Source organism: Alishewanella sp. d11, from assembly GCF_049390205.1.
Classification (GTDB): Bacteria; Pseudomonadota; Gammaproteobacteria; order Enterobacterales; family Alteromonadaceae; genus Alishewanella.
In genome coordinates this window covers 3,444,105-3,467,894 of sequence record NZ_CP186547.1, presented here as the reverse complement: position 1 = coordinate 3,467,894, position 23,790 = coordinate 3,444,105, and the positions used below count along the sequence as shown (strand labels likewise).

Here is a 23,790-nt window from a genome sequence, read left to right as displayed (position 1 = left end):
CTAGGTCAGCCTTCGTTAACCTGTGTTATCGCCTAATCCTATCCAACACTCCTGACAAGCATTTTCCCTTAACCTTTGGTGAGATTGCTATGTCAACTTCAGATTTACTTGCTCCAGAAGCTTCAACCTCAACACAATTTTCAGCACAACCATTTTCTGCAGAGACTCCAGCAGACGCAGCTGTGTCGAATCGCCGTTTACAACGCCAAGCCGCCCGCGATTTTATTGCTGAACTGCAGGGCGAGGCTTATCCCAATTCACGCCGTCTTTACTTACAAGGAACGCGACCGGATATTCAGGTGGCTATGCGGCAAATTCTACTGGCTGATACCGTACTGGGCGGCACGCCGGAAGCCCCGATCACTGAGCCGAATGAAGCGGTGCCGGTATATGATACCTCTGGGCCTTATGGCGATCCGCAAGCCCGCATCAGTGTTGAAGATGGCTTAGCACCGGTCCGTTTACCGTGGATTTTAGAGCGGCAGGATACCGAGCAGTTGTCCGGATTAAGCTCGCGTTTTAGCCAGCAGCAACAGCTGGAAGCGCCGGTACCGCATCGCTTAAACCGCCAACCCCTTAAAGCACAGGCCGGCAAAACTGTCACGCAATTGCACTATGCCCGTGCTGGCATCATTACCCCTGAGATGGAATATATTGCTATTCGCGAGAATATGGGGCGCGATCAGGTAACAAGCGCCTTGTTAAAGCAACAACATCCGGGGCAGCCTTATGCTGCCGCCTTACCCGAGCATATTACCCCCGAGTTTGTGCGTGCCGAAGTCGCGGCTGGCCGGGCCATTATTCCGGCCAATATTAACCATCCTGAAGCCGAGCCGATGATTATCGGCCGCAATTTTTTGGTCAAAGTAAATGCCAATATCGGTAACTCGGCCGTCACCTCCAGCATTGAAGAAGAGGTGGAAAAGCTGGTGTGGGCTACCCGTTGGGGCGCTGATACGGTGATGGATCTGTCGACGGGGCGTGATATTCATCAAACCCGCAGCTGGATTATCCGTAATAGCCCCGTGCCGATTGGCACAGTACCGATTTATCAGGCGCTAGAAAAAGTCAAAGGTGTGGCCGAAGATCTGACCTGGCCGATTTTTCGCGATACCTTGTTAGAGCAAGCCGAGCAGGGCGTTGATTACTTTACGATTCATGCCGGGGTGTTACTGGCCTATGTGCCAATGACCGCCAAACGTTTAACGGGGATTGTTTCGCGCGGCGGCTCGATCATGGCGAAGTGGTGTTTGACGCATCAGCGCGAAAATTTCTTATACGAGCATTTTCGGGAAATTTGCGAAATTTGTGCCGCCTACGATGTGTCGTTGTCGTTAGGAGACGGCCTGCGTCCAGGCTCGATTTATGACGCTAACGATGAGGCACAGTTCTCCGAGCTGGCGACCTTGGGGGAGCTAACCAAAATTGCTTGGGAGTACGATGTACAGGTAATGATTGAAGGCCCAGGCCATGTGCCGATGCATTTGATTAAACAAAATATGGACGAGCAGCTAAAACACTGCCATGAAGCGCCATTTTATACCTTGGGGCCACTGACTACCGATATTGCACCTGGCTATGATCATTTTACCTCAGGCATTGGCGCGGCCTTTATCGGTTGGTTTGGCTGTGCCATGCTCTGCTACGTAACACCGAAGGAACACTTGGGTCTGCCCAATAAAGAAGATGTTAAACAGGGGCTGATTGCTTACAAAATTGCTGCCCACGCTGCCGATCTGGCCAAAGGGCATCCAGGCGCGCAAATTCGCGATAATGCGATGTCGAAGGCGCGCTTTGAGTTTCGTTGGGAAGATCAGTTTAATCTGGCATTAGATCCAGCAACGGCGCGCAAATATCACGATGAAACCTTGCCGCAGGCGTCTAACAAGAGTGCGCATTTTTGCTCCATGTGTGGCCCTAAGTTCTGCTCAATGAAAATTACTCAGGATGTACGTGATTATGCAGCCACACTCTGAGTCATCTCGCTTGACTGCAGCAACGACTCAAGGGACTGAGTTATCGTCACTGCCTGCAGCTCAAAAGCCCATTGTGTGGTCAATTGCTGGCTCGGACTCCGGCGGGGGCGCCGGTATTCAGGCGGATATCTTAACCATGCGCGCTTTTGGTGTGCATGCTTGCACCCTGATCACCGCCATCACCGCCCAGAGTTCGGTGGAAGTGGCGCGGGTTGAGCTGGTATCAGCAGCGATGCTGGCAGCGCAGTGGCAGACCTTGCTAGCGGATTTACCGCCAGTGGCCATTAAAGTAGGCTTAGTGGCAAGTCAGGAGCAACAGCAGCAATTGGCCGAGTTGTTCGCAACCTTACCCAAAACGCTACCGATCATTATGGATCCGGTACTTATTGCCAGCTGTGGTGACAGCTTGTTGCTAAAAGGACAGCAAGCCAGCACTCGCTTGCCTGAGCTGTACCGCTATGCGCATTTGCTTACGCCAAATTTACCCGAGTTAGCCGCTTTAACCGGCTTGCCGGTGGCATCGCCAGCGCAAATCCTCGCGGCCGCCCAAACGCTGTTAACACAGGGCGTCGCTGCGGTGTTGGTAAAAGGCGGTCATGCCAGTGGTTGTCAACACCTAGCACTGGATTATCTGGTCTCGGCGACATTGCAAGCTTGGCTGGCCAGTCCGCGTATCGCGACACCACACAATCATGGTACGGGGTGCAGCTTAGCGAGCGCTATTGCCAGTGCGCTGGCGCTGGGCTATCCCCTAGCAGATGCCATTGTGCTCGCCAAGGCGTATTTAAATCGTAGTTTGCAAGCGGCTTATGCTACCGGTAAAGGCCCTGGCACCTTAGAGCATCTGTCTTTGCCCGTCGCCAGCGATGACTTTCCCGTGTGGCTAACGACGACACAGGTGCAGCAGCTGTATCAAGGCGCTAGCTTAACGGATTTACAACCGACTGCCGCAGCCTTTGCGCCGCTGACTTACCCAGACATGGGGCTTTATCCAGTCGTTGATTCAGTCGCTTGGTTATCCCGCTTATTACCGCTGGGTATTAAAACCATCCAGCTACGGATTAAAGCTGCTGCAGATCCAGCACAGCTGGTTGCTGAGATCACAGCAGCCATTGCGCTAGGCAAGCAGTATCAAGCACAAGTGTTTATTAACGATCATTGGCAATTGGCCTTGCAGCTTGGTGCCTATGGCGTGCATTTGGGGCAGGAAGATTTAGCCACTGCCGATCTGCATGCGTTACAGCAAGCGGGGATCCGGCTGGGCATCTCTACCCATGGCTATGCCGAGCTATTGCGAGCCAAAGCCCTGCAGCCATCTTATATTGCGCTTGGCCATATTTTTCCGACTAAAACCAAGCAAATGCCCTCAAAGCCGCAAGGTTTAGCGCGGTTAGCGCAGTATGTGCAGTTAGCGGCACCTTTTCCAACGGTAGCGATTGGCGGTATTAATGCCGAGCGGTTGTCGGCCGTGGCAGCTACCGGTGTCAACAGCATTGCCGTGGTGACGGCCATTACCGAAGCGGCCGAACCCGAGCAAGCCACGCAAGAAATGATGGCGCGCCTAGCGCAGGCTAGAGAAATAACGCAAGCGAAAGAAATAGCGCAACTGTCACAGCTTACTGAGGAGCAGCCAGTGATATCAGCACCAGCGCTGCTAGCAACGAACAGTTTGGAACAGGTAAACGTTCAGGTGGATGCAGTATGTCAGAACTAACACCTGCTCAGCAGCTGCGCTATAGCGCACAGCTACTGCTGCCTGAGATGGATGAGCGGCAGCAGCAGCGCTTATTGGCTAGCAAGGTGTTGATTATCGGTTTAGGCGGCTTAGGCAGCGTGGTCGCGTCCTATTTAGCCGGGGCGGGTGTTGGGCAGTTACTGCTGGCGGACGATGACAGGGTCAGTTTAAGCAATCTACCCAGACAATTACTGTATAGCAGCGCCGAGGTGGGGCTGCATAAAGTTGACTGTGCCAAAGCGCGCTTAACAGCCCAAAATCCGGAGATTGCTATTAGTACCTTACCTACGCGTTTGATGCGCTCACAGCTGCAAACGCTATTGCCTGAGGTGGATCTGGTGCTGGACTGCACCGATAACGCCAGTAGCCGTTTAGCCATTAATCAGGCCTGTTACACGCAGCAGGTGCCGCTGATCAGCGGCGCAGCGACGGGCTGGCAAGGGCAATTATTGGCGCTTAAACCTTGGCTAGGACAGGGCTGTTATCAGTGTTTATACCCTGATTGGCAAGATAGCTCTAGCTGTTTACAAAGCGGTATCTTGGGGCCTTTAGTGGGCATGGTGGCCTGCCAGCAAGCGCTGCTGGCGCTGCAGTATCTAGTAAATATCGGTGTGATTCCGTTCGGCCATTTACGCTACTTTGATGGTCTACAGGGCCAGAGTGGTCAGTTACAGCTGCAACAAGATCCCGATTGCCCAGTTTGTGCGCTTAACGAATGAGATAAAAAATGCAAATCCAATTTAATCAACAGCCTTATACGCTGAGTAGCCCGACGACGCTGGCGGTATTTTTAGCCAGTCAACAACAGCTAAGAGCCGGGATCGCCGTAGCCATTAATCAACAGGTGATCCCGCGCAGTCACTGGGACAGTCAGTCGCTGCAAGAGGGCGATAATATTATGTTATTTACTGCAATTGCAGGAGGTTAGTGATGTCTTATCAGATAGCAGGACAGACTTTTCAATCACGTTTACTGACCGGCACCGGTAAATTTCAAAGTGCCAGTGTCATGCAACAAAGTTTACTGGCCAGTGGTACCGAGCTGGTAACCATGGCGCTTAGGCGAGTGGATTTGATCTCAAGGCAAGATGAGATTTTACCGGTGCTAAACGCGCTTGGCGTAAAATTGCTCCCTAATACCTCGGGGGCACGTACCGCCGAAGAAGCGGTATTTGTGGCAGAATTGGCGCGTGAAGCACTGCAAACGCCCTGGCTGAAATTAGAAATTCATCCCGATCCACGCTATTTATTGCCTGATCCGATAGAAACGCTCAAGGCCGCAGAACTGTTGGTGGCCAAAGGCTTTGTGGTGTTGCCCTATTGCGGCGCTGATCCGGTACTGTGTAAACGGCTAGAGGAAGTAGGCTGTGCAGCAGTCATGCCGCTGGGGGCGCCTATTGGCTCGAATCAGGGCCTGCAAACTCGCGATTTTTTGCGCATTATTATTGAGCAAAGCCGCGTACCGGTGATTGTGGATGCCGGTATTGGCGCGCCCAGTCATGCCAGTGAAGCTTTAGAGTTGGGGGCGACTGCCGTGCTGGTGAATACCGCCATAGCCAGTGCCACCGATCCTATTGCTATGGCCAACGCTTTTAAATTGGCGTGCGAAGCCGGTGCCTTAGCGCGGCAAGCCGGTTTAGCCACACGCCAACAACAGGCGGTAGCTAGCAGTCCACTTAGCGCGTTTTTGGAGAGCCTATGACGCATCCCGCTTTTGCTTGTTCGACAGCCTCTGCGGCTATGACTGGACAGGTGCAGCCGTTACAGCTTGAGCCAGCTGGGTTTAGTGGGTTACTCGCCAAGCAAGATAGCCAGTATTGGCAACAACACATCAGGCAAGCCGATGCGGCTGCAGTAACGCGAGCGTTAGCGAAAAACCGCCGTGATCTGGCTGATTTTGCGGCGTTAATTTCACCGGCGGCCACGCCTTTTTTAGCGCAGATGGCCGCGCAGGCCCAGCAATTAACTCGGCAGCGCTTTGGCCATGCCTTGCAATTTTATATTCCACTGTATTTATCTAATTTATGCGCCAATGACTGCAGCTACTGCGGCTTTTCTATGAGTAATGCGCTAAAACGCCGTACCTTAAGCCTCGCCGAAGTGGAGCAAGAATGCCAGGCATTAAAAGCACAGGGTTTTTCAACGGTATTACTGGTCGCGGGCGAACATGAGAAAAAAGTGGGGCAGGCGTACTTTAAGCAGATGCTGCCGCTGGTAAAACGTTACTTTAGTTATGTGCTGTTAGAAGTGCAGCCGCTGTCGAGTCAAGATTATGCTGAGCTTCGGCAATATGGTTTAGATGGCGTGCTGGTGTATCAGGAAACCTATGATCGGGGCTGTTATGCGCAGCATCATAGCCGAGGGAAAAAAATGGACTTTGATTGGCGGCTGGCCACCCCTGAGCGGCTAGGTCAGGCGGGTGTGGATAAAATAGGTCTTGGCGCTTTACTGGGATTAGGCGACTGGCGGCTAGACTCCATTTATTTGGCGTTACATTTGCGCTATTTACAGCAGCATTATTGGCGTAGCCGTTACAGTGTGTCCTTTCCGCGACTGCGACCCTGCGCGGGTGGCTTGGCCGATCAGGTGCTACAGCAACATGAATCCGATACGCTAATCAGCGATAAACAATTGGTACAACTGATCTGCGCTTGGCGCTTATTTGATACCGAGCTGGAGCTGAGTTTATCCACCCGTGAATCGGCGCACTTTCGTGATCATGTGGTGCCCTTGGCCATCACCAGTATTAGCGCCGGCTCACGCACTGCACCCGGCTCTTATGCGGTAGAAACCGATAATCTGGAGCAGTTTAGCACCGATGATCAGCGCTCTGCTGCGGCCGTGGCTGAGGCAATGCAGCAACGCGGTTTACAGCCGGTGTGGAAAGATTGGGAGCAGGGGCTTTGTCGAAATTAAGTTTTGCTAAGCGAGAGGCAGAGAGATGGATGGCTTGCTGTTATCTTTTTCACTATCAACAGCTAGTTAATCATTTATCTATGCGCTAGCATAAACAAAATTTTCCGATAATGTGAAATTAATGAAAAGTCTAAGAACCTCTATTATTGTTAGCTTTACCGTTATTTATTTAGGTTTAATGCTGTCATTTAACGGGCAGGCACAGGTTGCCACAGATCCCTATATGGGTAAACGCATAGAAGCTATAACAATTACCATTACTAATCCCACTAAAGATCATTATGCCCAGCAAAGAGTGATCGATAAAGTTCGTCGCAACCTTGCGTTGTACGCTAACGATACTTTTCGAGAAGAGTTGTTATTATTTAATTTAACCTCTCTTACTAAACTGCCAGAAATTGCGGCCATAACACACCAGATCACTTTCAGTGATCAAGGCCAGCTTATCATTTCACTACTTGTTACACTGACTGACAATACACAGCCTGGCTTAACATCCGCGAGTTTTCCGTGGCTATATCAACATGACGGTACTTTTATCAAAGCTCGCTTAGAGCTATTAGGTATGTACTACGCTAACCAAGATGCTTGGTTTGGCAAGCCGGATTTGATGTTAGAGGGTAATCCTTTTGTTCAAGGCACGCCTGCTGGCAAAGGATTTAGCAACTGGTTTGAAGGCTTTGCGCATGTTGGGCTTTATGGCATTACCCCTGTTACTGAACAAGTACATGTCTATGGTGGCGCTAGCGGGATTTTGTCCGGCTCTATTGGTCAGGAGTTGTTTACTGATAAAACCCGACAGCATTTTGCTCTAGAAGATGCTTTTTTGGGGGTTGTGGGGGGAAACAACAACGAAAAAGGTGATCGTTTTGTTTACAATTTGACCGCAGGTCGTCAAAGGTTCAGTATAGGTGATGGTTTTATTCTCACCAATACTTCGCAAAACGGTTTAAATAGAGCCGCTCTACAATCTAATCCTCGCTGGGCAGCGGATAATGTGTTTCTGGCTAGAATGGTTTTTAATAACATTAAGATTGAAGCATTTAGTGTTGATGCTGATGAGTTACCAGAGTTAGATTCTAAAACGGTGATTACAGGTATTAATGCCGAGCTTAAATTAGCGAACTATCTGTTAGGTGCTGCATGGATGACAGTACCAGAATCTAATAGCCGCTATTTCACCTCTGCAGCGCAACTATCACGAGAGGGGTTAAAAGTTGCCAATCTGCGATTGCGCTGGCAGCCTTTTCAGGCCGCTCCTAATGAAAAAATACATCCCTATTTTGCTTCCGAAGTGGCAAAACAAACTCACAAAGACTTTGATATGTTAGCTTTGGGCTATTTTATGGAGGCAGGTTTGGCATTTCCTTCACTAAATTGGACTCCTAGCTTGAGTTATCGTTATGCTCGCTTTACGGGGGATAAGCCTGCAACGTCAACTTTTGAACGATGGGATCCGTTACTCTCAGGCGGTAATGGCGAAACTTGGGTTCAAGGGATTAATCATTTCAAAATTTTCCAAAATTCCAATCTTATCACGCACCGGTTACAAGTAAGGTTAAAGCCTTCACCCCAAATCGAACTCGTGCCTCAATTTTGGCTCTTTAAAGCAGATTCATTAACGAATTTAGGTGGCAATCCAGCCTTATCGTTTTTACCCAGCACTCAACTTGGGACAGAGTTTAATCTGACCGCAAAGTACTTTTATTCGCGCAATATTATGCTGCAAGGACATCTTGCGGCTACATTCAGTGATAAAGCAGTAAACGAGGCTTTGGGACAGCACTCAAGTCCTTGGTTAAGTTCCATGTTGTTTATTCGAATAGGTTTTTAGTGCATGTGATCAGACATGGTTTTTTTGAGTGGTTAATGAAGGAGAGTACAATGGATCGTCGTGACTTACTAAAATTTACAGCCTTTGCTGCTGCCGCGACTGTTGCCGGTAGTGGTTTTGCGCAAGTCCCCACTGCTCCCAAACCAGCGGTCGGTATCAAAGATATTGCACCAACGGCAGAGGATTACTTTATTCCTAATCGTTTTAAAGGCAAAACTATACTTATTACTGGCTGCGCCAGAGGTATGGGCGCAGCCTTTGCAATAAGAGCCGCACGGGAAGGGGCAAATATTGTTGGGGTCGATTGGATTGAAGATTTAGGCCGACGCACCATAGAGCGGATAGTTAAAGCGGGTGGTAATGCCGTGTTCTTGCATGGTGATGTCAGTGATGCTGCTGTATGTGAGCGAATGGTTGCTTTAGCTGTTGAACGATTTGGACGGCTGGATGCTGCTGTAAACAATGCTGGGGTCATGGACGGCGTTTACTCAGGCGCTCCAATAGATTACCAGCAGCAAAAAGCCTTGGTGTTTGCGCCTATCCACCAAGCTACCGATGAGTATTGGGACAATGTGTTTCGTAGCAACGCTACTGGTGTGTTTCGCAGTATGCGGTCTGAGTTGAAACAAATGGTAGCACAAGGCGATGGTGGCGTTATTCTTAATGTGGGTTCTATTGCAGGGTTAACAGGCTTATCCGGTAACCCTGCTTATGTGGCAAGTAAGCATGCTGTTACAGGCTTAACGCGGAATGCGGCCATCGATTACGCTCCCTATGGCATCCGCGTGAACTCAGTTAATATGGCAGCTACCGATACGCCCATGGTAGAACGAGCTGGCGCTTTGGTAAAAGAAGCCATGAATGAACCAGGCCCTAAAATGGGTAGCATTAAAACTCAAAGCATTCTAGCTTATGCTGATAGTAAGCGGCGTCCGGCTACCGTATGGGAGCAAGTCTCGACTATGTTGTATTTGTTGTCCGATGAAGCCTCTAATTTAACAGGTGCGACCTACGCAACGGATGGTGGCTGGACTAGCTATTAAAAAGTGTGAAACGCCTGCTTGACTGCTGGCAGGCGTTATTTTCAAACTCTAATATTCACAAGGGTTTTTTAATTTGATGAAGCTTTAATTTAAAAAATCAGATTAAAACTAGGGGATAACCCTTATGTTGTGACGTTAACTGCTATCTTATTATACAGCTGCACACAAATACCTTTGGAGCTGATAATGACGAACAACCTTACAACAGACAAAACACCAACCCGTGATCTAGCCGAGGATAATGCTTACTTCCCATCGCCTTTTTCGCTTAGCCAGTTTACCTCTGCAAAATCAGATTTAAGTAATGCTGAGTATCCAAACGCTTATCAGGGCGGTCGCTGGAAAGTATTAGTGGTTGCCGCAGATGAGCGCTATTTACCGATGCAAAATGGCACGCTATTTTCAACCGGCAATCATCCAGTTGAAACCTTACTGCCGATGTACCACTTAGCTCAAGCAGGTTTTGATTTTGATATTGCGACGCTTTCAGGTAATTCGGTTAAGTTTGAATACTGGGCCATGCCAAATGAAGACAAAGCAGTGATGAGCTTGTTTGCCAAATATCGTCAGCAGTTTCAAACACCCTTAAAGCTTGCTGATGTGATTGCCAATAATTTGGGAGCGGATTCAGATTATATTGCGGTTTTTATCCCAGGCGGACACGGCGCGCTTATCGGCTTACCTTTTAGCAGCGAGATGAGCACAGTATTGAACTGGGCAATGGATTATAACAAGTTTATTATCTCACTTTGCCATGGCCCCGCCGCGCTATTGGCCGTTGGCAGTAACTCGCGGTTAGCCGGCTATAGCCTTTGTGCCTTTCCTGATGCGCTGGATGCACAAACCCCCGATATCGGCTATATGCCGGGGCACTTGACCTGGCAATATGCTAAGCAATTGCAAGCTAACGGTTTGGTGATGCTAAATGAGGGGATCAGCGGCATGGTGCATCAAGATCGCAACTTGCTGACTGGTGATAGTCCGCTGGCGGCGAATGCGCTAGGACAACTTGCTGCCAACACGTTATTAAACGCCGTGTGACGCTTATTGATGATATTGCACGACAAACTTATTGATACTTTGCTTGCTGCCGAGCGCAGCAAGCAATTTACAGAGCTACAACAACATGTGCGGCACTATATCGCGCCACTTGGCTATGATCGTATTTTATCCTTTACAGTAAACACAAGCGAAGAAGGTCGCATCGAACGGATCTATTGGCTAGAGGGCGCTTGGCTAGAGCAAGAGTTGCCCCTGGATGTAGCGAGTTATTTAAGGCATTGCCCTGCTACGCAGCATGTGATCCGTCATGATGAACCGTTTTTTTGGAGCAAAACTCCCACAGCCAAAGGCGAACGCTACAAAATAGTGAATAAACCGCATGGGCAGGGCTTACATGGCTTGCAAATTCCAATTTTTGGCCCAACTGGATTGCAAGGCGCTTTTAGCTTTGCAGGCAATAACATTGATGCTTCCAGTAGGAGTCGGCTTGCCTTAAGTAGTTTGGCTCATGTTGCTTTTTTTCGAGCCCGACATTTACTCGAAGCCCCCTCAGCAATACTAAAAGGGCATTTAACCGCAAGGGAACAAGAAATTTTGGCTTGGATAGGTGTAGGTTGGCGACAGGCAGCCATTGCTGAAACACTGGGGATCTCTGTGCGTACTATTGAGAATCATCTTCGAAATGCCCGCAATAAACTTGGTGCTGCCACAACGGCTGAGGCAGTTAGGCTTAGCAAAGTTATTGGTAAAGAATAAGTTACTACAATTAGCTGTCAGAGCTAAGATAAACAGCTAGGTTATTTATCATTATGAAGAAACTAAAGTGATAGGAATTTTCGAATTTACAAAACTTGAGGAAATTAATGGTCGGTACGAGAGGATTCGAACCTCCGACCCCTTCACCCCCAGCGAAGTGCGCTACCAAGCTGCGCTACGTACCGACGTAGGGCGTATCATAATGATTTCAGAGTGAAATGCAATGCGCTTTTGAACGACTGCAGCTTTTTTCAACAAAAACGTGCATTTATGCTCATGGTAAAGGCGTTTGCGATGTTGTGGGAGCTGTTCACTTAGTGCAATGAGTATAATGTTGCTATGACTTTACACTGAAATATGTTTGCTGCTCTGGTTTAATCCTGTTGAATAGGTAGAATAGCGCAACATTTTTCTTAGGGTGTGATAAGTAGCGTGACAGACGTACAAACTGATCCTTTTGCCGATATCCGGCCTTATCAAGATAATGAAGTGCAAGCGGCTATTTTGCGCTTAATTGCCGATCAAGAATTTATTGATGCCATTATACATTACCGTTTTCCACACTTAGCGGGCAGCTTCGGTTGGATGTTGTCTCCTGTTGTTAAGTTTTTCTTAAAACGGAAATGGGCAAAGCTCAATAGCGTGGCCAAAGTGCAGTTGCAGGTTGCTGCTTTTATGGAGCAAATGATCGCCAAGTCCACGACAGAAGTCAGTTGCAGCGGTATTGAACATTTAGATCCTAAGCAAGCCTATCTATTTATTTCAAACCATCGTGATATCGCTATGGATCCCGCTTTGGTTAACTGGAGCTTGCATCAGCAAGGGTTTGCCACTGTTCGCATTGCCATTGGCGATAATTTGCTGCGTAAAGCCTGTGCTACAGAGCTAATGAAGTTAAATAAAAGCTTCATTGTAAAGCGAGGGGCTAAAGGCCCTCGTGAAATGCTTAAAAACTTATCGCAGTTATCTGCGTACATTAAACACTCCTTAGAGGAAGGGCAGTCTATTTGGATTGCGCAAAAAGAGGGCCGTGCCAAAGACGGTAATGATGAAACCGATCCAGCCATTCTAAAAATGTTTTACATGGAAGGTAAAAAGCGCGGTGAGCCATTTAGTGCATACCTTGCTAACCTTAAGATTGTGCCAGTGTGTTTGTCTTATGAATTTGATCCTTGCGATAAAGATAAAGTGCATGAGCTTTGGCATAAGCAGCAGCATGGTAACTACCAAAAAGGTGAGTTTGAAGATATCGATACCATCATTAAGGGGATAGTGGGCTTTAAAGGCCGCGTTCATGTTGCGTTTGGCAAACCACTCAGTAGCATACCAGACGACGCGGATACCCTTGCAGCGCAAATTGATCAACAAATTTGGCAAGGCTATCGCTTATTTCCTATCAATTATTTAGCTGCAGGCAGCACCGAACAGCAACCTGATAGTAAAACGCAAGAATTATGGCAAACGAGACTTAATAGCGTGTCGCCAGAAGCGCAGGTATTGCTAACCAAAATGTATGCAGCGCCTGTTGAAAAGCAACATAAACTGACCTAATGCGTTATCTGGTTGCGGTTACATTACTCTGGGCCTTTTCCTTCAGCCTGATTGGGGTTTATCTCGCCGGTCAGGTTGACCCTTATTTTGCAGTGGTAAGTCGAATCGTGCTAGCCTTGCTGGTATTTATCCCGCTGCTATTGCGTTATCGTGGCAGCACATCACAGGCTTGCGCTATGGCGATGCTGGGTGCGGTGCAGCTTGGTTTGATGTACATTTTTTATTATCAGTCTTTTTTATTGCTGAGTGTGCCGCAAGTATTGGTTTTTACAATCTTTACGCCTATTTATATCACTTTACTTTATGATGCATTAAGTAAGCGTTTTAATCCGAAGTTTTTAATGGCGGCTTGTTTGGCGGTATTGGCCGCCGCGGTGATGCGTGATGGCGTTGCTGCACCAGATTATTGGTTAGGCTTTGCGGTAGTGCAAGGCGCCAACCTCTGTTTTGCCGCGGGTCAAGTCGGGTATAAAAAATTGCGGCAAGCCAAGCCGCAGCAGGGCAACGCAGCGCATGATTTCGGCTGGTTTTATGTGGGCGCCTTACTGGTTGCCTTGCCTGCCTGGTTGGTATTTGGCGAAGCGCAATACCCTGACAATACGGTGCAATGGTTGGTCATACTGTGGTTAGGTGTCGTTGCTTCTGGTGGCGGCTATTTTTGGTGGAATAAAGGGGCTGCGCAAGTGTCGAGCGGTACCCTAGCCGTAATGAACAATGCGCTGATTCCTGCAGGCTTAGTGGTAAATCTGCTGATTTGGAGTAGAGATGCCGACCTGTTGCGACTCTTTGTGGGTATGGCCATTTTAGTGTTTTCGTTATGGCTGTGTCGCAACACCCTATCAGAGGAGAAATAACCTTGGCTAGACAAGTGAGTTACAGCTTTAAAGGACAGAAAAAAGTCATTGCGTTTAGTTATGATCGTTTTAACGATTTATATGAAGCGGTCGCGGCGGCTGAAGGGATTGATCTTACCGCGTTTCTGGCAATGGAAAAGCAGTTGCTGCAAACCGCGAAAGATAAATCCGCGATAAAAAACTACCGCTTACAAACATTCAGCAAAATGGGATTTGCAGATATCGCTTTTGTGCGAGAAAATCCAGAAAACTGATTTATAGAACGATGTTGTGCTTTGGGAGCGCCAGTTTTAGGCAAAGCGTGTTTATCACAAGCACATCGATTACGTGTAACGATCAACTAAGAGATTGATATGAAAATTACTAGCAATTTTGACAGTGGCAATATCGAGATTATTCAGGCTACTGATCCCAATAATATCCAACTGGCTATTCGTAAAGATAACCAGTCAGATTTTTATCAGTGGTTTCATTTTCGGTTAAACAGCCCGCATGCGCAAATGCATAAGATTCATATTGTGAATGCTGGACAGTCTGCTTATCCAGACGGTTGGAAGGATTATCAAGCGGTAGCGTCTTATGATCGGCAAACCTGGTTTCGCGTAGAAAGTAAATATGATGGTAAAACCTTAACCATTACCCATTATCCGGAAGCAGAATCGGTGTATTTTGCTTACTTTGCGCCTTACAGCTATGAGCGTCATCAGGACTTATTACATCAGGCTCAAAATGATTATAACTGTCAATTGATAGAGTTGGGTGAAACGCTGGATGGGCGTGATATGTCCATGCTGGTGGTCGGTGAGCCAGATGATACGAAAAAGAAAGTATGGATTATTGCCAGACAGCACCCTGGTGAAACGATGGCAGAGTGGTACATCGAAGGTTTACTGGACCGTCTCTTAGATGAAGATGATGGTGTAGCAAGAGCGTTACTGGCGAAAGCCGTGTTCTACATAGTGCCAAATATGAATCCGGATGGCAGCGTTAGAGGGCATTTACGGACTAACGCAGCGGGTGTAAACCTGAACCGTGAGTGGCAAAACCCAAGCATGGAACAGAGTCCGGAAGTGTTTTTAGTTCGCGAAAAAATGCTGGAAATCGGTTTAGACATGTTGCTTGATGTGCACGGTGACGAAAATTTACCCTACAACTTTGTGGCAGGCTCTGAAGGTGTACCCTCGTATAACGAAAAAATGCAACAACTGGAAGACGCCTTTAAAGCGGCGATGTTATTAGTGACGCCAGAATTTCAAACGAAATTTGGTTATGAGCGCGATGAGCCGGGTAAAGCTAACCTGACCGTAGCCTCGAATTGGGTGGCAGAGCAGTTTAAATGTCTGGCTTACACCCTTGAAATGCCGTTTAAAGATAATGCTAACTTACCTGACGAAGCCTTTGGCTGGTCAGATGTACGTTCCATGAAATTAGGTCAGGATTCGCTTACGGCAATTCTGGCTGTAGTAGACGATTTACGCTAGGACTTTAGCATGGCCATTATTTCGTGCCCAGTATGTGATCATCGGATCTCTAATAAAGCAACCGCATGTCCAAAATGTAAAACGGATCTAACTGCCGCAACGCCAGAAAAACTGGCAGCAAAGCACCGAGATAAAATGTTGCGTCAGTCGCAGTCGTTGATGAATCAATCGATGTTGGCGTTGCTGCTATTTTTAGCGGGTTTTGGCATTTTGTATTGGTGGCAACCTGAAAACGGTAGCTACAACGAGTATGTTTCTACTGCGGCCATTGCGTTAGGTTTTTGTTGGTACGTGGTGTGTCGGGCCCGGATAATTTGGTTAAAGCGAAAAAAATAGTATGGACTTTACTTCACTGGTTAGCGCTATGGCGCCTGAAACTTACGAAAAACTGGCTGATGCCGTGGCGACTGGCCGCTGGGCTGATGGGACTGCGCTGACTGATGAACAGAAAGCACAAACCTTACAGTTAGTCATGGCTTATCAGTCTAAGATTCTAAAATCTGAAGATATTTTCACTGTGGGTCCAGATGGACAGATAGTACACAAATCAAAGGCTGAGCTGAAAAAACAATTTTCAGATCCTGCCGCTATTGCAAGGTTTACGCACGATGATCTTTAAACGTTGGTTCAAGCCGAAATGGCAGCACGCAGACGCCGCTATTCGGTTACAAACAATTCAAACACTGCAAGTGACCGAAAGCGAGCATAAAAAAATTTTGCACGAGCTTGCTTTTAATGATGGTGCAGAAGCAGTTCGCAAAGCGGCATTACAGCACTTAAATGACTTTGCTTTATGGTGGCAAGCCAGTAAGCATGATACTGCAGAGCGCTTAAAACAGTATGCTGAGCAACAATTGATCAATCAATTGTTAGAGGGCGAAGTTGAAACGAGCTTAAAACAAAAGTTTGTCGCGCAATGTAATAGAAGCAGTGTGCTCGAACAATTGGCGCTAAAAGAAACCGATCCACAATTACGGTTTGATCTGTTGCAGCGCTTGGATAAAGCCGATCTTATCCAACAAAGCTTACTCGATTCGAATTTCCCTGACAGTTTCAAGCGCCAGCTGCTGGTCAATATCACGGATGAGAAACAGCTGGAAAAGCTCAGTAAATTGCTCAGTGCAGATTTAGCGGCTGAGTTAACCGTTAGGCTGGCGAATTTAGCAGAACTTAAGCAAAAGCCGGTTAAATTACGCAAAGAACTCACGTTATTGCTGGCAAAACTCAATGCAGTTCGGGAGCGTCATAGTCTTGAGGAAATACCCGCTATCCAGCAAAGTTTAGCTGAGCAATGGCAGCAGTTATTACCCGATTTAGCCTGCTTACCTAAAGATGAAGCTGACAGTGTGAGTCTGAAATATCAGCAGTTGACTGAACGTTTACAGGCTTGGTTAGCCCCTAAACTGGCGGATTTAGCTGCGCAGCAGGCAACTGCAGAGCTAAGAGCACAGCAGTTAACTCATTTCGCGCAGTTCCAACAACGTCTGCAGGCGCTGGAGCAGCAGCTGATCGCGCAAATGCAAGCGGGAGGCTCCGAACATCCACTTTTACATAATGCAATTAATGAATTAGCGGCAGAGTTTACTCAAGCTGAGCTAAATCCCGAGCAATTAAAGCAGTTACAAAGCGCACTGATTAAATTGCAACAACAGTGCGAAAAGTTACCTGAGATTGCGCTTGGTTTAGTGGCGTTAAAGGCATTGCTGCAAGCATTTAGCGAGCAACATGCAGAAAATGCATTAGAAACGGCCGAACAACTGTTTAACGCAGAGCAGCAGTTACAGCAGTTTATTCAGGCTTGGAAAGCGCAAAGTAAACAGCTGTTGATTGCGGTTCCGACTGAACTTGAGACACAATATCAGCAGCTTAAACAACAGCGGCTAACCGCGCTGGATGTCTTTAAGCAACAGCAACAAAAAGGTGTAAAGCAATTCCGCAGCAAGTGCTCAGAATTTAAGCGCTTACATACTGCTGGTCGTTATAAGGTGCTGTTTGGACTTTATAAAGGCATTCAAGATGATTACCAAGCCTTGCCTAGCCTTGCCCAAGCCCAGCTTGCAAATGACCTAGCTGAAATCAGCGTGTTACATGCTGAGCTCGAAGCCTTGCAATACTATCTGGCAACGCCTCGTAAACAGGCTTTGTTAGCTGAAGTGCAACAACTGGCGGCAACCGAGGTGACAGATGCAAAAGCGCGTGCAGAGCAAGTCAAACTGGCAAGAGCAAATTGGAATACCTTGGGTAGAGCAGAGCCAGAATTAGAGCTTACGCTGAATCAGGCTTTTGATACGGCTTGTGAAGCGGCTTTTGAACCTTGCCGACAAATATTTGCCAAGCTTGATGCGGAGCGAGCGACGCATTTACAGGAGCGTCAACAGTTATTAGTCGAGTTAACTGCGCTATTAGATGCTGCAATTGAAAGCAAAACCTTAGAGCAAAGTTTTCGGCAGTTAGCGAAACGTTGGCGCGAAGCCGGTGCGGTAAATCGGCGTGATTATCAGCTTTTACAAGAGCAATATCAGCAGCTTTCAGCTGCAATCCGCGCCAAAATTACGGCTGAACAGCAGTTGCAGGAAGCCGCTAAACTGGCCATTGTCGCTGAGGCAAAAGCTGCGTTAGCGCTGACGGATGCGGTGCAGACAGCGTCGATACTAAAAGAGCTACAACTGCGCTGGAAGGCTTTAAGCTTTGCTGGACGTAAGCAAGATCAACAACTTTGGCTAGAGTTTAGAGCCTTATGTGATACTTTTTTTGCGAAACGTAATGCTGAATATCAGCAGCAACAGCAGGCTGAGCAACAAGCAATGCAGGCGGTCAATAGCCAACTTAGCGATCTGGCGTTACAAATCAAGCAGGCTGACACTGTTGCTGCGATCACTGGCTTACAAGCAAGCTTACGCGACTTGCAGCAAACAGCGCTTGCGCCGACACGTCAACAGATCCAGCAGTTGGCTGACCAAGCAGCACAACGCTTACAAATGCTGCAGCAGCAACAACAAAAAGCAGATTTGCAGGCATTATTTAGTGCTTTAGCATCGGGTGAGTTAAAGGTTGAACAATGGCCAGCGGCTTATCGCGAGGCCTTAGCGATTTCTGCGCCTGCGCTAAGCCGTCCAGAGTTAACCATCGCGCTGGAGTTAATCAGTGGAAAAGACAGTGGCCAGCATACGCCTGCGGAAAAACAGCAGGTGCAGTTAGCGTTATTATCATTAAAACATAATGCAGGGCAGCAACTGACCACTGAACAGCTGTTACAACAATGGTTAGCGCATGGTGCTGTTGCAGAGCAAGAGCAACCCTTGTTAAAACGGGTTGCGGCTTTGTTTGATGCGTAAGGGCAGCATGCTTTAAAGAGTTAATTCGCCACGCAGATTCTGTTGCATCTGCTGGCGAATCTGTTCTGCCGTTAACGGTTTGCTTAATAAATAATGTAACTTTGTCAGGGTTGCTTCAAGCGTCATATCGAAACCACTGATCACGCCGCTCGCCTGTAAGGCATTACCCGTTGCGTAGCCGTCCATATTCACTTTGCCCTTAAAGCATTGGGTACAGTTTACTAAAATTTGCCCATGCTCAGTTGCGGCCTTTAATACTGCCAGCAAATCAGGTCTTTGCGGTGCGTTACCGACACCAAAAGATTTGATGATTAAGGCTCTGACAGGTGCCGCTAACATATTTTTGATAACGTCAGTGGTGATACCTGGATATAAGGTCACCACGCTAATGGGTTGCGGTGTGATTTCAGCAACCTGCAAGGGCAGTGCCGTGTCGTTATGGCTCAATTTTCCGGCCAGTAACTTAATATGGATGCCAGCTTCCAGTAAAGGCGCTAGGTTAGGTGAAGCAAAGGCATTAAAGCCATCAGCATCCGCTTTAGTGGCTCTATTCCCGCGAAATAACTGATTATTAAAAAACAACGCCACTTCAGCAATCGGGTAGTTGGCGGCAAGGTACAGCGCATTTAACAGATTAACTTGGCCATCTGATCGCAATTGCGCCAGCGGAATTTGCGAACCCGTGATAATCACTGGCTTTTGTAAATTCTCGAGCATAAAAGACAAGGCCGACGCGGTGTAGGCCATGGTATCTGTGCCATGTAATACCACAAAACCATCGTATTGCTGATAATTCGCTTGAATATCTTTAGCAATACTGAGCCAATGAGCTGGCGTCATATCTGAGGAGTCAATCACTGGGTGATACTCGTGAATATCAAACAGGGGCATTTCTGGGCGATAAAATTCTGGCATGCGTTTAACGGTGTCTGTTAAAAAGCCCGGTACCGGAATAAAACCACGAGTTGATTGTTGCATACCAATGGTGCCGCCAGTGTAAGCGACATAAATTCGTTTTCTTTGCATGGCGTAGCCTTATCGATTAACGCTAGGTGGAGCAATACGGGTGTAATTTTTAGGACCTAAAAAAATGCCCGGTTAATTCCGGGCATTGTAATCAGATTTATCTTAGCTGTCAGTTAATCTGACATGCCAAACAGTAGGAATAAATACCATTAGGATCATTAAACTGGTTCATTCTGATAAAATCTTGCTTAACCTGTTGCGTCAGCTGACGTAAAGCGCGGTTCTGTGGTTGCTCAGCAAGTCCAGGTAACCAGCCATTGGCTTTCGCATTACCAAAGATATCGGCAATCATTTGTTCGGTAGGGCTTAATTCCTGTTTGATGATAGTAACATCATAGTTATTTAAGCCGGCGATTTCTGCAGCACGCGCGATGGCATCATCAAAGGTACCTAGCTTGTCAACTAAACCTAGCTCTAAGGCAGTTGAGCCAGTCCAAACACGACCTTGCGCCACTTTATCAACCGCTTCAATACTCATATTGCGATGTTTACCTACCATGGTTAAAAACTCGGTGTAGCCACGTTCAATTAACAATTGCATCAAGTCTTTGACCGGCGCATCTAAGCCTTTGAAAAGTGGAAGCCCAGCAGATAAACCAGCCAGTTCAGTGGTGCCCACACCATCCACATTCAAACCTACGGTGTCCATTACATTTTCAAAGGTATGCATTAAACCAAAGATACCGATAGAGCCAGTGATGGTGGTCGGCGCAGCCCAGATTTCATTGGCTGGCGCGGCAATCCAATAGCCGCCCGATGCTGCAACGGCACCCATCGAAGCGATAACAGGTTTGCCTGCTTCACGTAACAACGTAATTTCTTGTGCGATAACTTCAGAGGCAAAAGCACTGCCGCCGCCACTATCAATTCGTAAAACGACCGCTTTAACCTGATCGTCATGACGTGCACGGCGTAATAATGCTGCCGTAGAGTCACCACCAATAGTACCGGCTTTAGCTGAGCCATCGATAATCATACCGCGAGCAACCACTACTGCCACTTTTTCTGTTAAGGGGTTATCGAATTGCTGAGCCGGTAACACTAAGCTTGCATAATCATTGAAAGTGACATGGTTGTAAGTGTTTTTATCGTTTTTACCAACGATAGCGATCATATTACGACGGAACTCTTCACGCGTTTTAATGCTATCAATTAATTTGCTGTTTAACGCATACTGACTTAAGTCACCGTTAGCGGCTTTCACCTTTTCATAGAGCGCATTAAAGGTTTCGTCAAAATTCTCGATAGGGAAGTCACGGCGAGCTGCGACTTGCGTTTTATAATCCAACCATAGCTCGTTTAACCAAGCACTGTTGGCTTCTTTCGCTTCGGCAGACATATCATTGCGGGTAAAGGGCTCTACTGCAGATTTATAGGTGCCAACGCGGAAAACATGAGTGTTAATTTTCAGCTTTTCTAGGGCATTTTTATAAAACATCGGGTAGCTGCCGTAGCCTTCTAAAATTACCGCGCCCATCGGTTCTAAGCTGATTTCATCGGCATAGCTAGCTAGGAAATATTGGTTTTGTGCAAAGTAAGCACCGTACGCGACCACTTTTTTACCGCTGGCTTTAAAGTTCTCAATGGCTTTACCAACAGTTTGTAACTTATCTAATGATGCTCCGCCTAAATTGGACAGATCCAATACCATCGCTTGGATACGGTTATCTTTCGCTGCATGGTTAATAACTTTAACCACGTCAGATACCAGGATTTCAGGTTGGTCTTCTTGACCTGCAAAACTCTCATTTAATGCCGCTTCAATCGGATCGACAAAGCGTTCTTCTTCTACTAAATCGCCACGTAAATTCAGATAAAGGGCAGAGGTATCGGCAAGGTTAACTTCTTTATCGCCGCTAAAAATGGCTGCAACCAGTGTCACCATTATTAAAATAAAAATGACATTTAAAACGGTTGAGCGAAAGCCTTTATAAACTGCCCAGATCGCGCCAAAAAAGCGCCGTATTATTCCTTTCTTTTTTTCTGTCATAGTAATGCCCTATCAGCTGTCTAATGTAATACATTTTAAATTGATCAATATAATTGCCTAATGCTAACGAATTCTATGCCAAAGGCGAATTGGAATTTGTAAGAAAATGTATATCGCTTGCTTAAGTGCCTTAAAGCAGCTACATTCATAGCATTTTCACAGGTACGACCAGAGAGGCTGAAAGTGGCATATCAACAATTATTACAACCACTGGATTTAGGATTTACCCAACTTAAAAATCGCGTGATCATGGGTTCCATGCATACCGGCTTGGAAGAAGAGAAAAACGGTTTTACTAAACTGGCAGCATTTTATGCAGAACGTGCTAAAGGCGGGGTAGGGCTCATTATAACTGGCGGTATTAGCCCAAATTTTCGCGGAAATTTGGTGCCTTTTGGTTGCCAGCTCAGTTTTTGGTGGCAAGTGGCCAAGCATAAGAAGATCACCGCAGCGGTGCATCAACATGCGGGCGCGAAAATTTGCTTACAATTATTACATGCGGGTCGCTACGGCTATCACCCGTTTAATGTTGCCCCTAGCAAAATAAAGTCGCCAATTACGCCTTTCAAGCCAGCTGAGATGTCTGATCGACAGATCCGTAGCACCATCAAAGATTTCGCGCATGCCGCGAGTTTAGCGAAAAAAGCGGGCTACGATGGCGTTGAAATTATGGGCTCTGAGGGCTACTTGATTAACCAGTTTATTTGTCAGCGCACCAATCAGCGCAATGACAGCTGGGGTGGCAGCTTTGAAAATCGCATCCGCTTTGCGCTAGAAACGGTCAAAGCGGTGCGGGAAAAATGCGGTAAGGATTTTATTATCATCTATCGCTTATCTATGCTTGATTTGGTTGAAGATGGCAATACCTTTGAAGAAGTGGTTGCATTGGGTAAAGCCATAGCAACAATGGGAGCCACTTTGATCAATACCGGTATTGGTTGGCATGAGGCGCGTGTGCCGACTATTACCACCCGAGTTCCTCGAGCGGCCTTTAGTTGGATTACCGAGCGCGTACGGAAAGAGCTTAGTATCCCGGTAATTGCAACTAATCGTATTAACGATCCGCAAGTGGCAGAAGACATTTTAGCCAATGGCCAAGCTGATTTGATTTGTATGGCGCGACCGTTTTTAGCGGATGCGGATTTTGTCAATAAAGCCGCAGCCGATCAGGCAGATACCATTAATACCTGTATTGCCTGTAATCAAGCGTGTTTAGATCATATCTTCCAACAAAAACGCGCCAGTTGTTTGGTCAATCCTAGGGCCTGTTATGAGACTGAACTGAACTTTACTGCTGCCACTACCCGAAAAAAACTGGCAGTAGTGGGGGCGGGACCAGCTGGTTTGGCCTTTAGTGTTTATGCTGCACAACGTGGCCATGAAGTGCATCTTTTTGATAAATCTCATCAAATTGGGGGCCAGTTTAACTATGCCAAACAAATCCCCGGTAAAGAAGAGTTCCATGAAACGCTACGCTATTATGGTCGGATGTTGGAGCTACACGCGGTTAAGCTTCATTTAAATTCAGCACAAACGGCTGAGAGTTTAACGGCGGCAGGCTTTGATGAGATTATCTTAGCTACCGGTATTGTGCCTAGAGATATTGGTTTAGTTGGCCAAGATCATCCTAAGGTGCTTAGCTATTTGGATGTGCTGCGTGATCACAAAGCGGTCGGTAAGCATGTGGCGGTTATTGGCGCCGGTGGCATAGGTTTTGATGTTTCAGAATATCTAACAGAAGGGCATTCGCTGACATTACAACCTGATGCTTGGTTAAAAGACTGGGGTGTAGATAAGTCTTACAGTGCCAGAGGCGCTTTATTACCAGCCCAGCCACATGAACCGGCGCAGCGGAAGATTTATCTGTTACAACGGAAGACCACAAAAGTAGGTGCAGGCTTGGGTAAAACCTCTGGCTGGGCGCATCGTGCTTCCTTACAGAAAAAAGGCGTTGAAATGCTGGCCGGGGTGAATTATCTGCGGGTAGATGACGATGGTTTATGGATCAGCATTAATGAACAAGAACGTTGTTTACCTGTTGATAATGTAATTATTTGCGCAGGACAGGTACCGCTACGTGAGCTACAAGCTGAGCTACTGGCGAAAGGCCAAAAAGTACATCTAATTGGTGGGGCAGATGTGGCTGCTGAATTAGATGCTAAACGTGCCATCAGACAAGGGGCAGAGCTCGCTGCGATCATCTAATTGTCATTATTTTTCCTAAAAATAAACGGCTGCCCTGTTAAAGCGCAGCCGTTTTTGTTTTTGTGCATCTTCTGCGCTATTTTAAAG

At 47.2% G+C, this 23,790-nt stretch carries 20 protein-coding genes and 1 tRNA gene; 18 read left to right on the top strand and 3 right to left on the bottom strand.

Going from position 1 to position 23,790, the window contains the following annotated elements; genetic code table 11:
- Positions 1-182 precede the first annotated feature (182 nt).
- The 10 genes from thiC to ACO1PK_RS15470 all read left to right on the top strand — a co-directional run bounded on the left by thiC (position 183) and on the right by ACO1PK_RS15470 (position 11,261).
- Positions 183-1,976 (top strand): phosphomethylpyrimidine synthase ThiC, encoded by a 1,794-nt coding sequence (thiC, locus tag ACO1PK_RS15515; protein WP_423188235.1) that lies wholly within the window; start codon positions 183-185, stop codon positions 1,974-1,976.
- A complete protein-coding gene (thiE, locus tag ACO1PK_RS15510) occupies positions 1,960-3,690 on the top strand; it encodes a thiamine phosphate synthase (RefSeq protein WP_423186505.1) in 1,731 nt (576 codons plus the stop codon). Before thiC ends, thiE begins: the two co-directional genes overlap by 17 nt.
- Entirely contained in the window at positions 3,678-4,430 is a 753-nt protein-coding gene (locus tag ACO1PK_RS15505; protein WP_423186504.1) for a HesA/MoeB/ThiF family protein, read from the top strand. Before thiE ends, ACO1PK_RS15505 begins: the two co-directional genes overlap by 13 nt.
- An 8-nt stretch (positions 4,431-4,438) precedes the next feature.
- Positions 4,439-4,639, top strand: a complete 201-nt coding sequence (thiS, locus tag ACO1PK_RS15500) for a sulfur carrier protein ThiS (RefSeq protein WP_189483496.1) — start codon at positions 4,439-4,441, stop codon at positions 4,637-4,639.
- Positions 4,640-4,641: 2 nt separating this feature from the next.
- Complete coding sequence (locus ACO1PK_RS15495; RefSeq protein ID WP_423186503.1) at positions 4,642-5,412, top strand: thiazole synthase; 771 nt, start codon at positions 4,642-4,644, stop codon at positions 5,410-5,412.
- A complete protein-coding gene (gene thiH / locus ACO1PK_RS15490; RefSeq protein WP_423186502.1) occupies positions 5,409-6,626 on the top strand; it encodes a 2-iminoacetate synthase ThiH in 1,218 nt (405 codons plus the stop codon). Before ACO1PK_RS15495 ends, thiH begins: the two co-directional genes overlap by 4 nt.
- A gap of 121 nt (positions 6,627-6,747) precedes the next feature.
- Complete coding sequence (locus ACO1PK_RS15485; protein ID WP_423186501.1) at positions 6,748-8,460, top strand: hypothetical protein; 1,713 nt, start codon at positions 6,748-6,750, stop codon at positions 8,458-8,460.
- Positions 8,461-8,510: 50 nt separating this feature from the next.
- A complete protein-coding gene (locus tag ACO1PK_RS15480; protein ID WP_423186500.1) occupies positions 8,511-9,503 on the top strand; it encodes an SDR family NAD(P)-dependent oxidoreductase in 993 nt (330 codons plus the stop codon).
- Between the two features lie 186 nt (positions 9,504-9,689).
- Entirely contained in the window at positions 9,690-10,544 is an 855-nt protein-coding gene (gene hchA, locus ACO1PK_RS15475) for a glyoxalase III HchA (protein WP_423186499.1), read from the top strand.
- A gap of 9 nt (positions 10,545-10,553) precedes the next feature.
- A complete protein-coding gene (locus tag ACO1PK_RS15470; protein WP_423186498.1) occupies positions 10,554-11,261 on the top strand; it encodes a PA1136 family autoinducer-binding transcriptional regulator in 708 nt (235 codons plus the stop codon).
- Between the two features lie 108 nt (positions 11,262-11,369).
- Here the strand turns inward: ACO1PK_RS15470 and ACO1PK_RS15465 are convergent.
- A tRNA-Pro gene (locus ACO1PK_RS15465) sits at positions 11,370-11,446 on the bottom strand.
- Positions 11,447-11,693: 247 nt separating this feature from the next.
- Between ACO1PK_RS15465 and ACO1PK_RS15460 the strand changes: the two genes are divergently transcribed.
- The 7 genes from ACO1PK_RS15460 (at position 11,694) to ACO1PK_RS15430 (ending at position 18,482) form a co-directional block, all read left to right on the top strand.
- Positions 11,694-12,812: a lysophospholipid acyltransferase family protein gene (locus ACO1PK_RS15460; protein WP_423186497.1), complete on the top strand. Its 1,119-nt coding sequence runs from the start codon at positions 11,694-11,696 to the stop codon at positions 12,810-12,812.
- A complete protein-coding gene (locus tag ACO1PK_RS15455; protein WP_423186496.1) occupies positions 12,812-13,666 on the top strand; it encodes an EamA family transporter in 855 nt (284 codons plus the stop codon). The genes ACO1PK_RS15460 and ACO1PK_RS15455 overlap by 1 nt, the downstream gene beginning before the upstream one ends.
- 2 nt (positions 13,667-13,668) lie before the next feature.
- Entirely contained in the window at positions 13,669-13,920 is a 252-nt protein-coding gene (locus ACO1PK_RS15450) for a DUF2960 domain-containing protein (protein WP_423186495.1), read from the top strand.
- 99 nt (positions 13,921-14,019) lie between these two features.
- Positions 14,020-15,147 (top strand): M14 family metallopeptidase, encoded by a 1,128-nt coding sequence (locus tag ACO1PK_RS15445; RefSeq protein ID WP_423186494.1) that lies wholly within the window; start codon positions 14,020-14,022, stop codon positions 15,145-15,147.
- 9 nt (positions 15,148-15,156) lie between these two features.
- Positions 15,157-15,483, top strand: coding sequence for a zinc ribbon domain-containing protein (locus ACO1PK_RS15440; protein ID WP_423186493.1), 327 nt, complete (start codon positions 15,157-15,159; stop codon positions 15,481-15,483).
- A gap of 1 nt (position 15,484) precedes the next feature.
- Positions 15,485-15,766, top strand: a complete 282-nt coding sequence (locus tag ACO1PK_RS15435) for a YeaC family protein (RefSeq protein WP_423186492.1) — start codon at positions 15,485-15,487, stop codon at positions 15,764-15,766.
- Positions 15,756-18,482: a DUF349 domain-containing protein gene (locus ACO1PK_RS15430; protein WP_423186491.1), complete on the top strand. Its 2,727-nt coding sequence runs from the start codon at positions 15,756-15,758 to the stop codon at positions 18,480-18,482. Before ACO1PK_RS15435 ends, ACO1PK_RS15430 begins: the two co-directional genes overlap by 11 nt.
- 12 nt (positions 18,483-18,494) lie before the next feature.
- On the opposite strand, the gene ansA is transcribed toward ACO1PK_RS15430, so the two are convergent.
- Entirely contained in the window at positions 18,495-19,508 is a 1,014-nt protein-coding gene (ansA, locus tag ACO1PK_RS15425; protein ID WP_423186490.1) for an asparaginase, read from the bottom strand.
- A 109-nt stretch (positions 19,509-19,617) separates the two neighbouring features.
- Positions 19,618-21,498: a signal peptide peptidase SppA gene (gene sppA, locus ACO1PK_RS15420; RefSeq protein ID WP_423186489.1), complete on the bottom strand. Its 1,881-nt coding sequence runs from the start codon at positions 21,496-21,498 to the stop codon at positions 19,618-19,620.
- Positions 21,499-21,681: 183 nt separating this feature from the next.
- On the opposite strand from sppA, the gene ACO1PK_RS15415 reads away from it, so the two are divergent.
- Positions 21,682-23,703, top strand: coding sequence for an FAD-dependent oxidoreductase (locus tag ACO1PK_RS15415; RefSeq protein ID WP_423186488.1), 2,022 nt, complete (start codon positions 21,682-21,684; stop codon positions 23,701-23,703).
- Positions 23,704-23,790: the final 87 nt, after the last annotated feature.

Excerpts from the sequence above, each read along its gene's own strand:
- ACO1PK_RS15455 (WP_423186496.1), top strand. The coding sequence starts at position 12,812 with ATGCGTTATCTGGTTGCGGTTACATTACTCTGGGCCTTTTCCTTCAGC.
- thiE (WP_423186505.1), top strand. The coding sequence starts at position 1,960 with ATGCAGCCACACTCTGAGTCATCTCGCTTGACTGCAGCAACGACTCAA.
- ACO1PK_RS15430 (WP_423186491.1), top strand. The coding sequence starts at position 15,756 with ATGATCTTTAAACGTTGGTTCAAGCCGAAATGGCAGCACGCAGACGCC.
- ACO1PK_RS15470 (WP_423186498.1), top strand. The coding sequence starts at position 10,554 with ATGATATTGCACGACAAACTTATTGATACTTTGCTTGCTGCCGAGCGC.
- ACO1PK_RS15495 (WP_423186503.1), top strand. The coding sequence starts at position 4,642 with ATGTCTTATCAGATAGCAGGACAGACTTTTCAATCACGTTTACTGACC.
- ACO1PK_RS15440 (WP_423186493.1), top strand. The coding sequence starts at position 15,157 with ATGGCCATTATTTCGTGCCCAGTATGTGATCATCGGATCTCTAATAAA.
- ansA (WP_423186490.1), bottom strand. The coding sequence starts at position 19,508 with ATGCAAAGAAAACGAATTTATGTCGCTTACACTGGCGGCACCATTGGT.
- ACO1PK_RS15435 (WP_423186492.1), top strand. The coding sequence starts at position 15,485 with ATGGACTTTACTTCACTGGTTAGCGCTATGGCGCCTGAAACTTACGAA.
- ACO1PK_RS15445 (WP_423186494.1), top strand. The coding sequence starts at position 14,020 with ATGAAAATTACTAGCAATTTTGACAGTGGCAATATCGAGATTATTCAG.
- ACO1PK_RS15480 (WP_423186500.1), top strand. The coding sequence starts at position 8,511 with ATGGATCGTCGTGACTTACTAAAATTTACAGCCTTTGCTGCTGCCGCG.
- thiH (WP_423186502.1), top strand. The coding sequence starts at position 5,409 with ATGACGCATCCCGCTTTTGCTTGTTCGACAGCCTCTGCGGCTATGACT.
- ACO1PK_RS15505 (WP_423186504.1), top strand. The coding sequence starts at position 3,678 with ATGTCAGAACTAACACCTGCTCAGCAGCTGCGCTATAGCGCACAGCTA.
- hchA (WP_423186499.1), top strand. The coding sequence starts at position 9,690 with ATGACGAACAACCTTACAACAGACAAAACACCAACCCGTGATCTAGCC.
- sppA (WP_423186489.1), bottom strand. The coding sequence starts at position 21,498 with ATGACAGAAAAAAAGAAAGGAATAATACGGCGCTTTTTTGGCGCGATC.
- thiS (WP_189483496.1), top strand. The coding sequence starts at position 4,439 with ATGCAAATCCAATTTAATCAACAGCCTTATACGCTGAGTAGCCCGACG.
- ACO1PK_RS15485 (WP_423186501.1), top strand. The coding sequence starts at position 6,748 with ATGAAAAGTCTAAGAACCTCTATTATTGTTAGCTTTACCGTTATTTAT.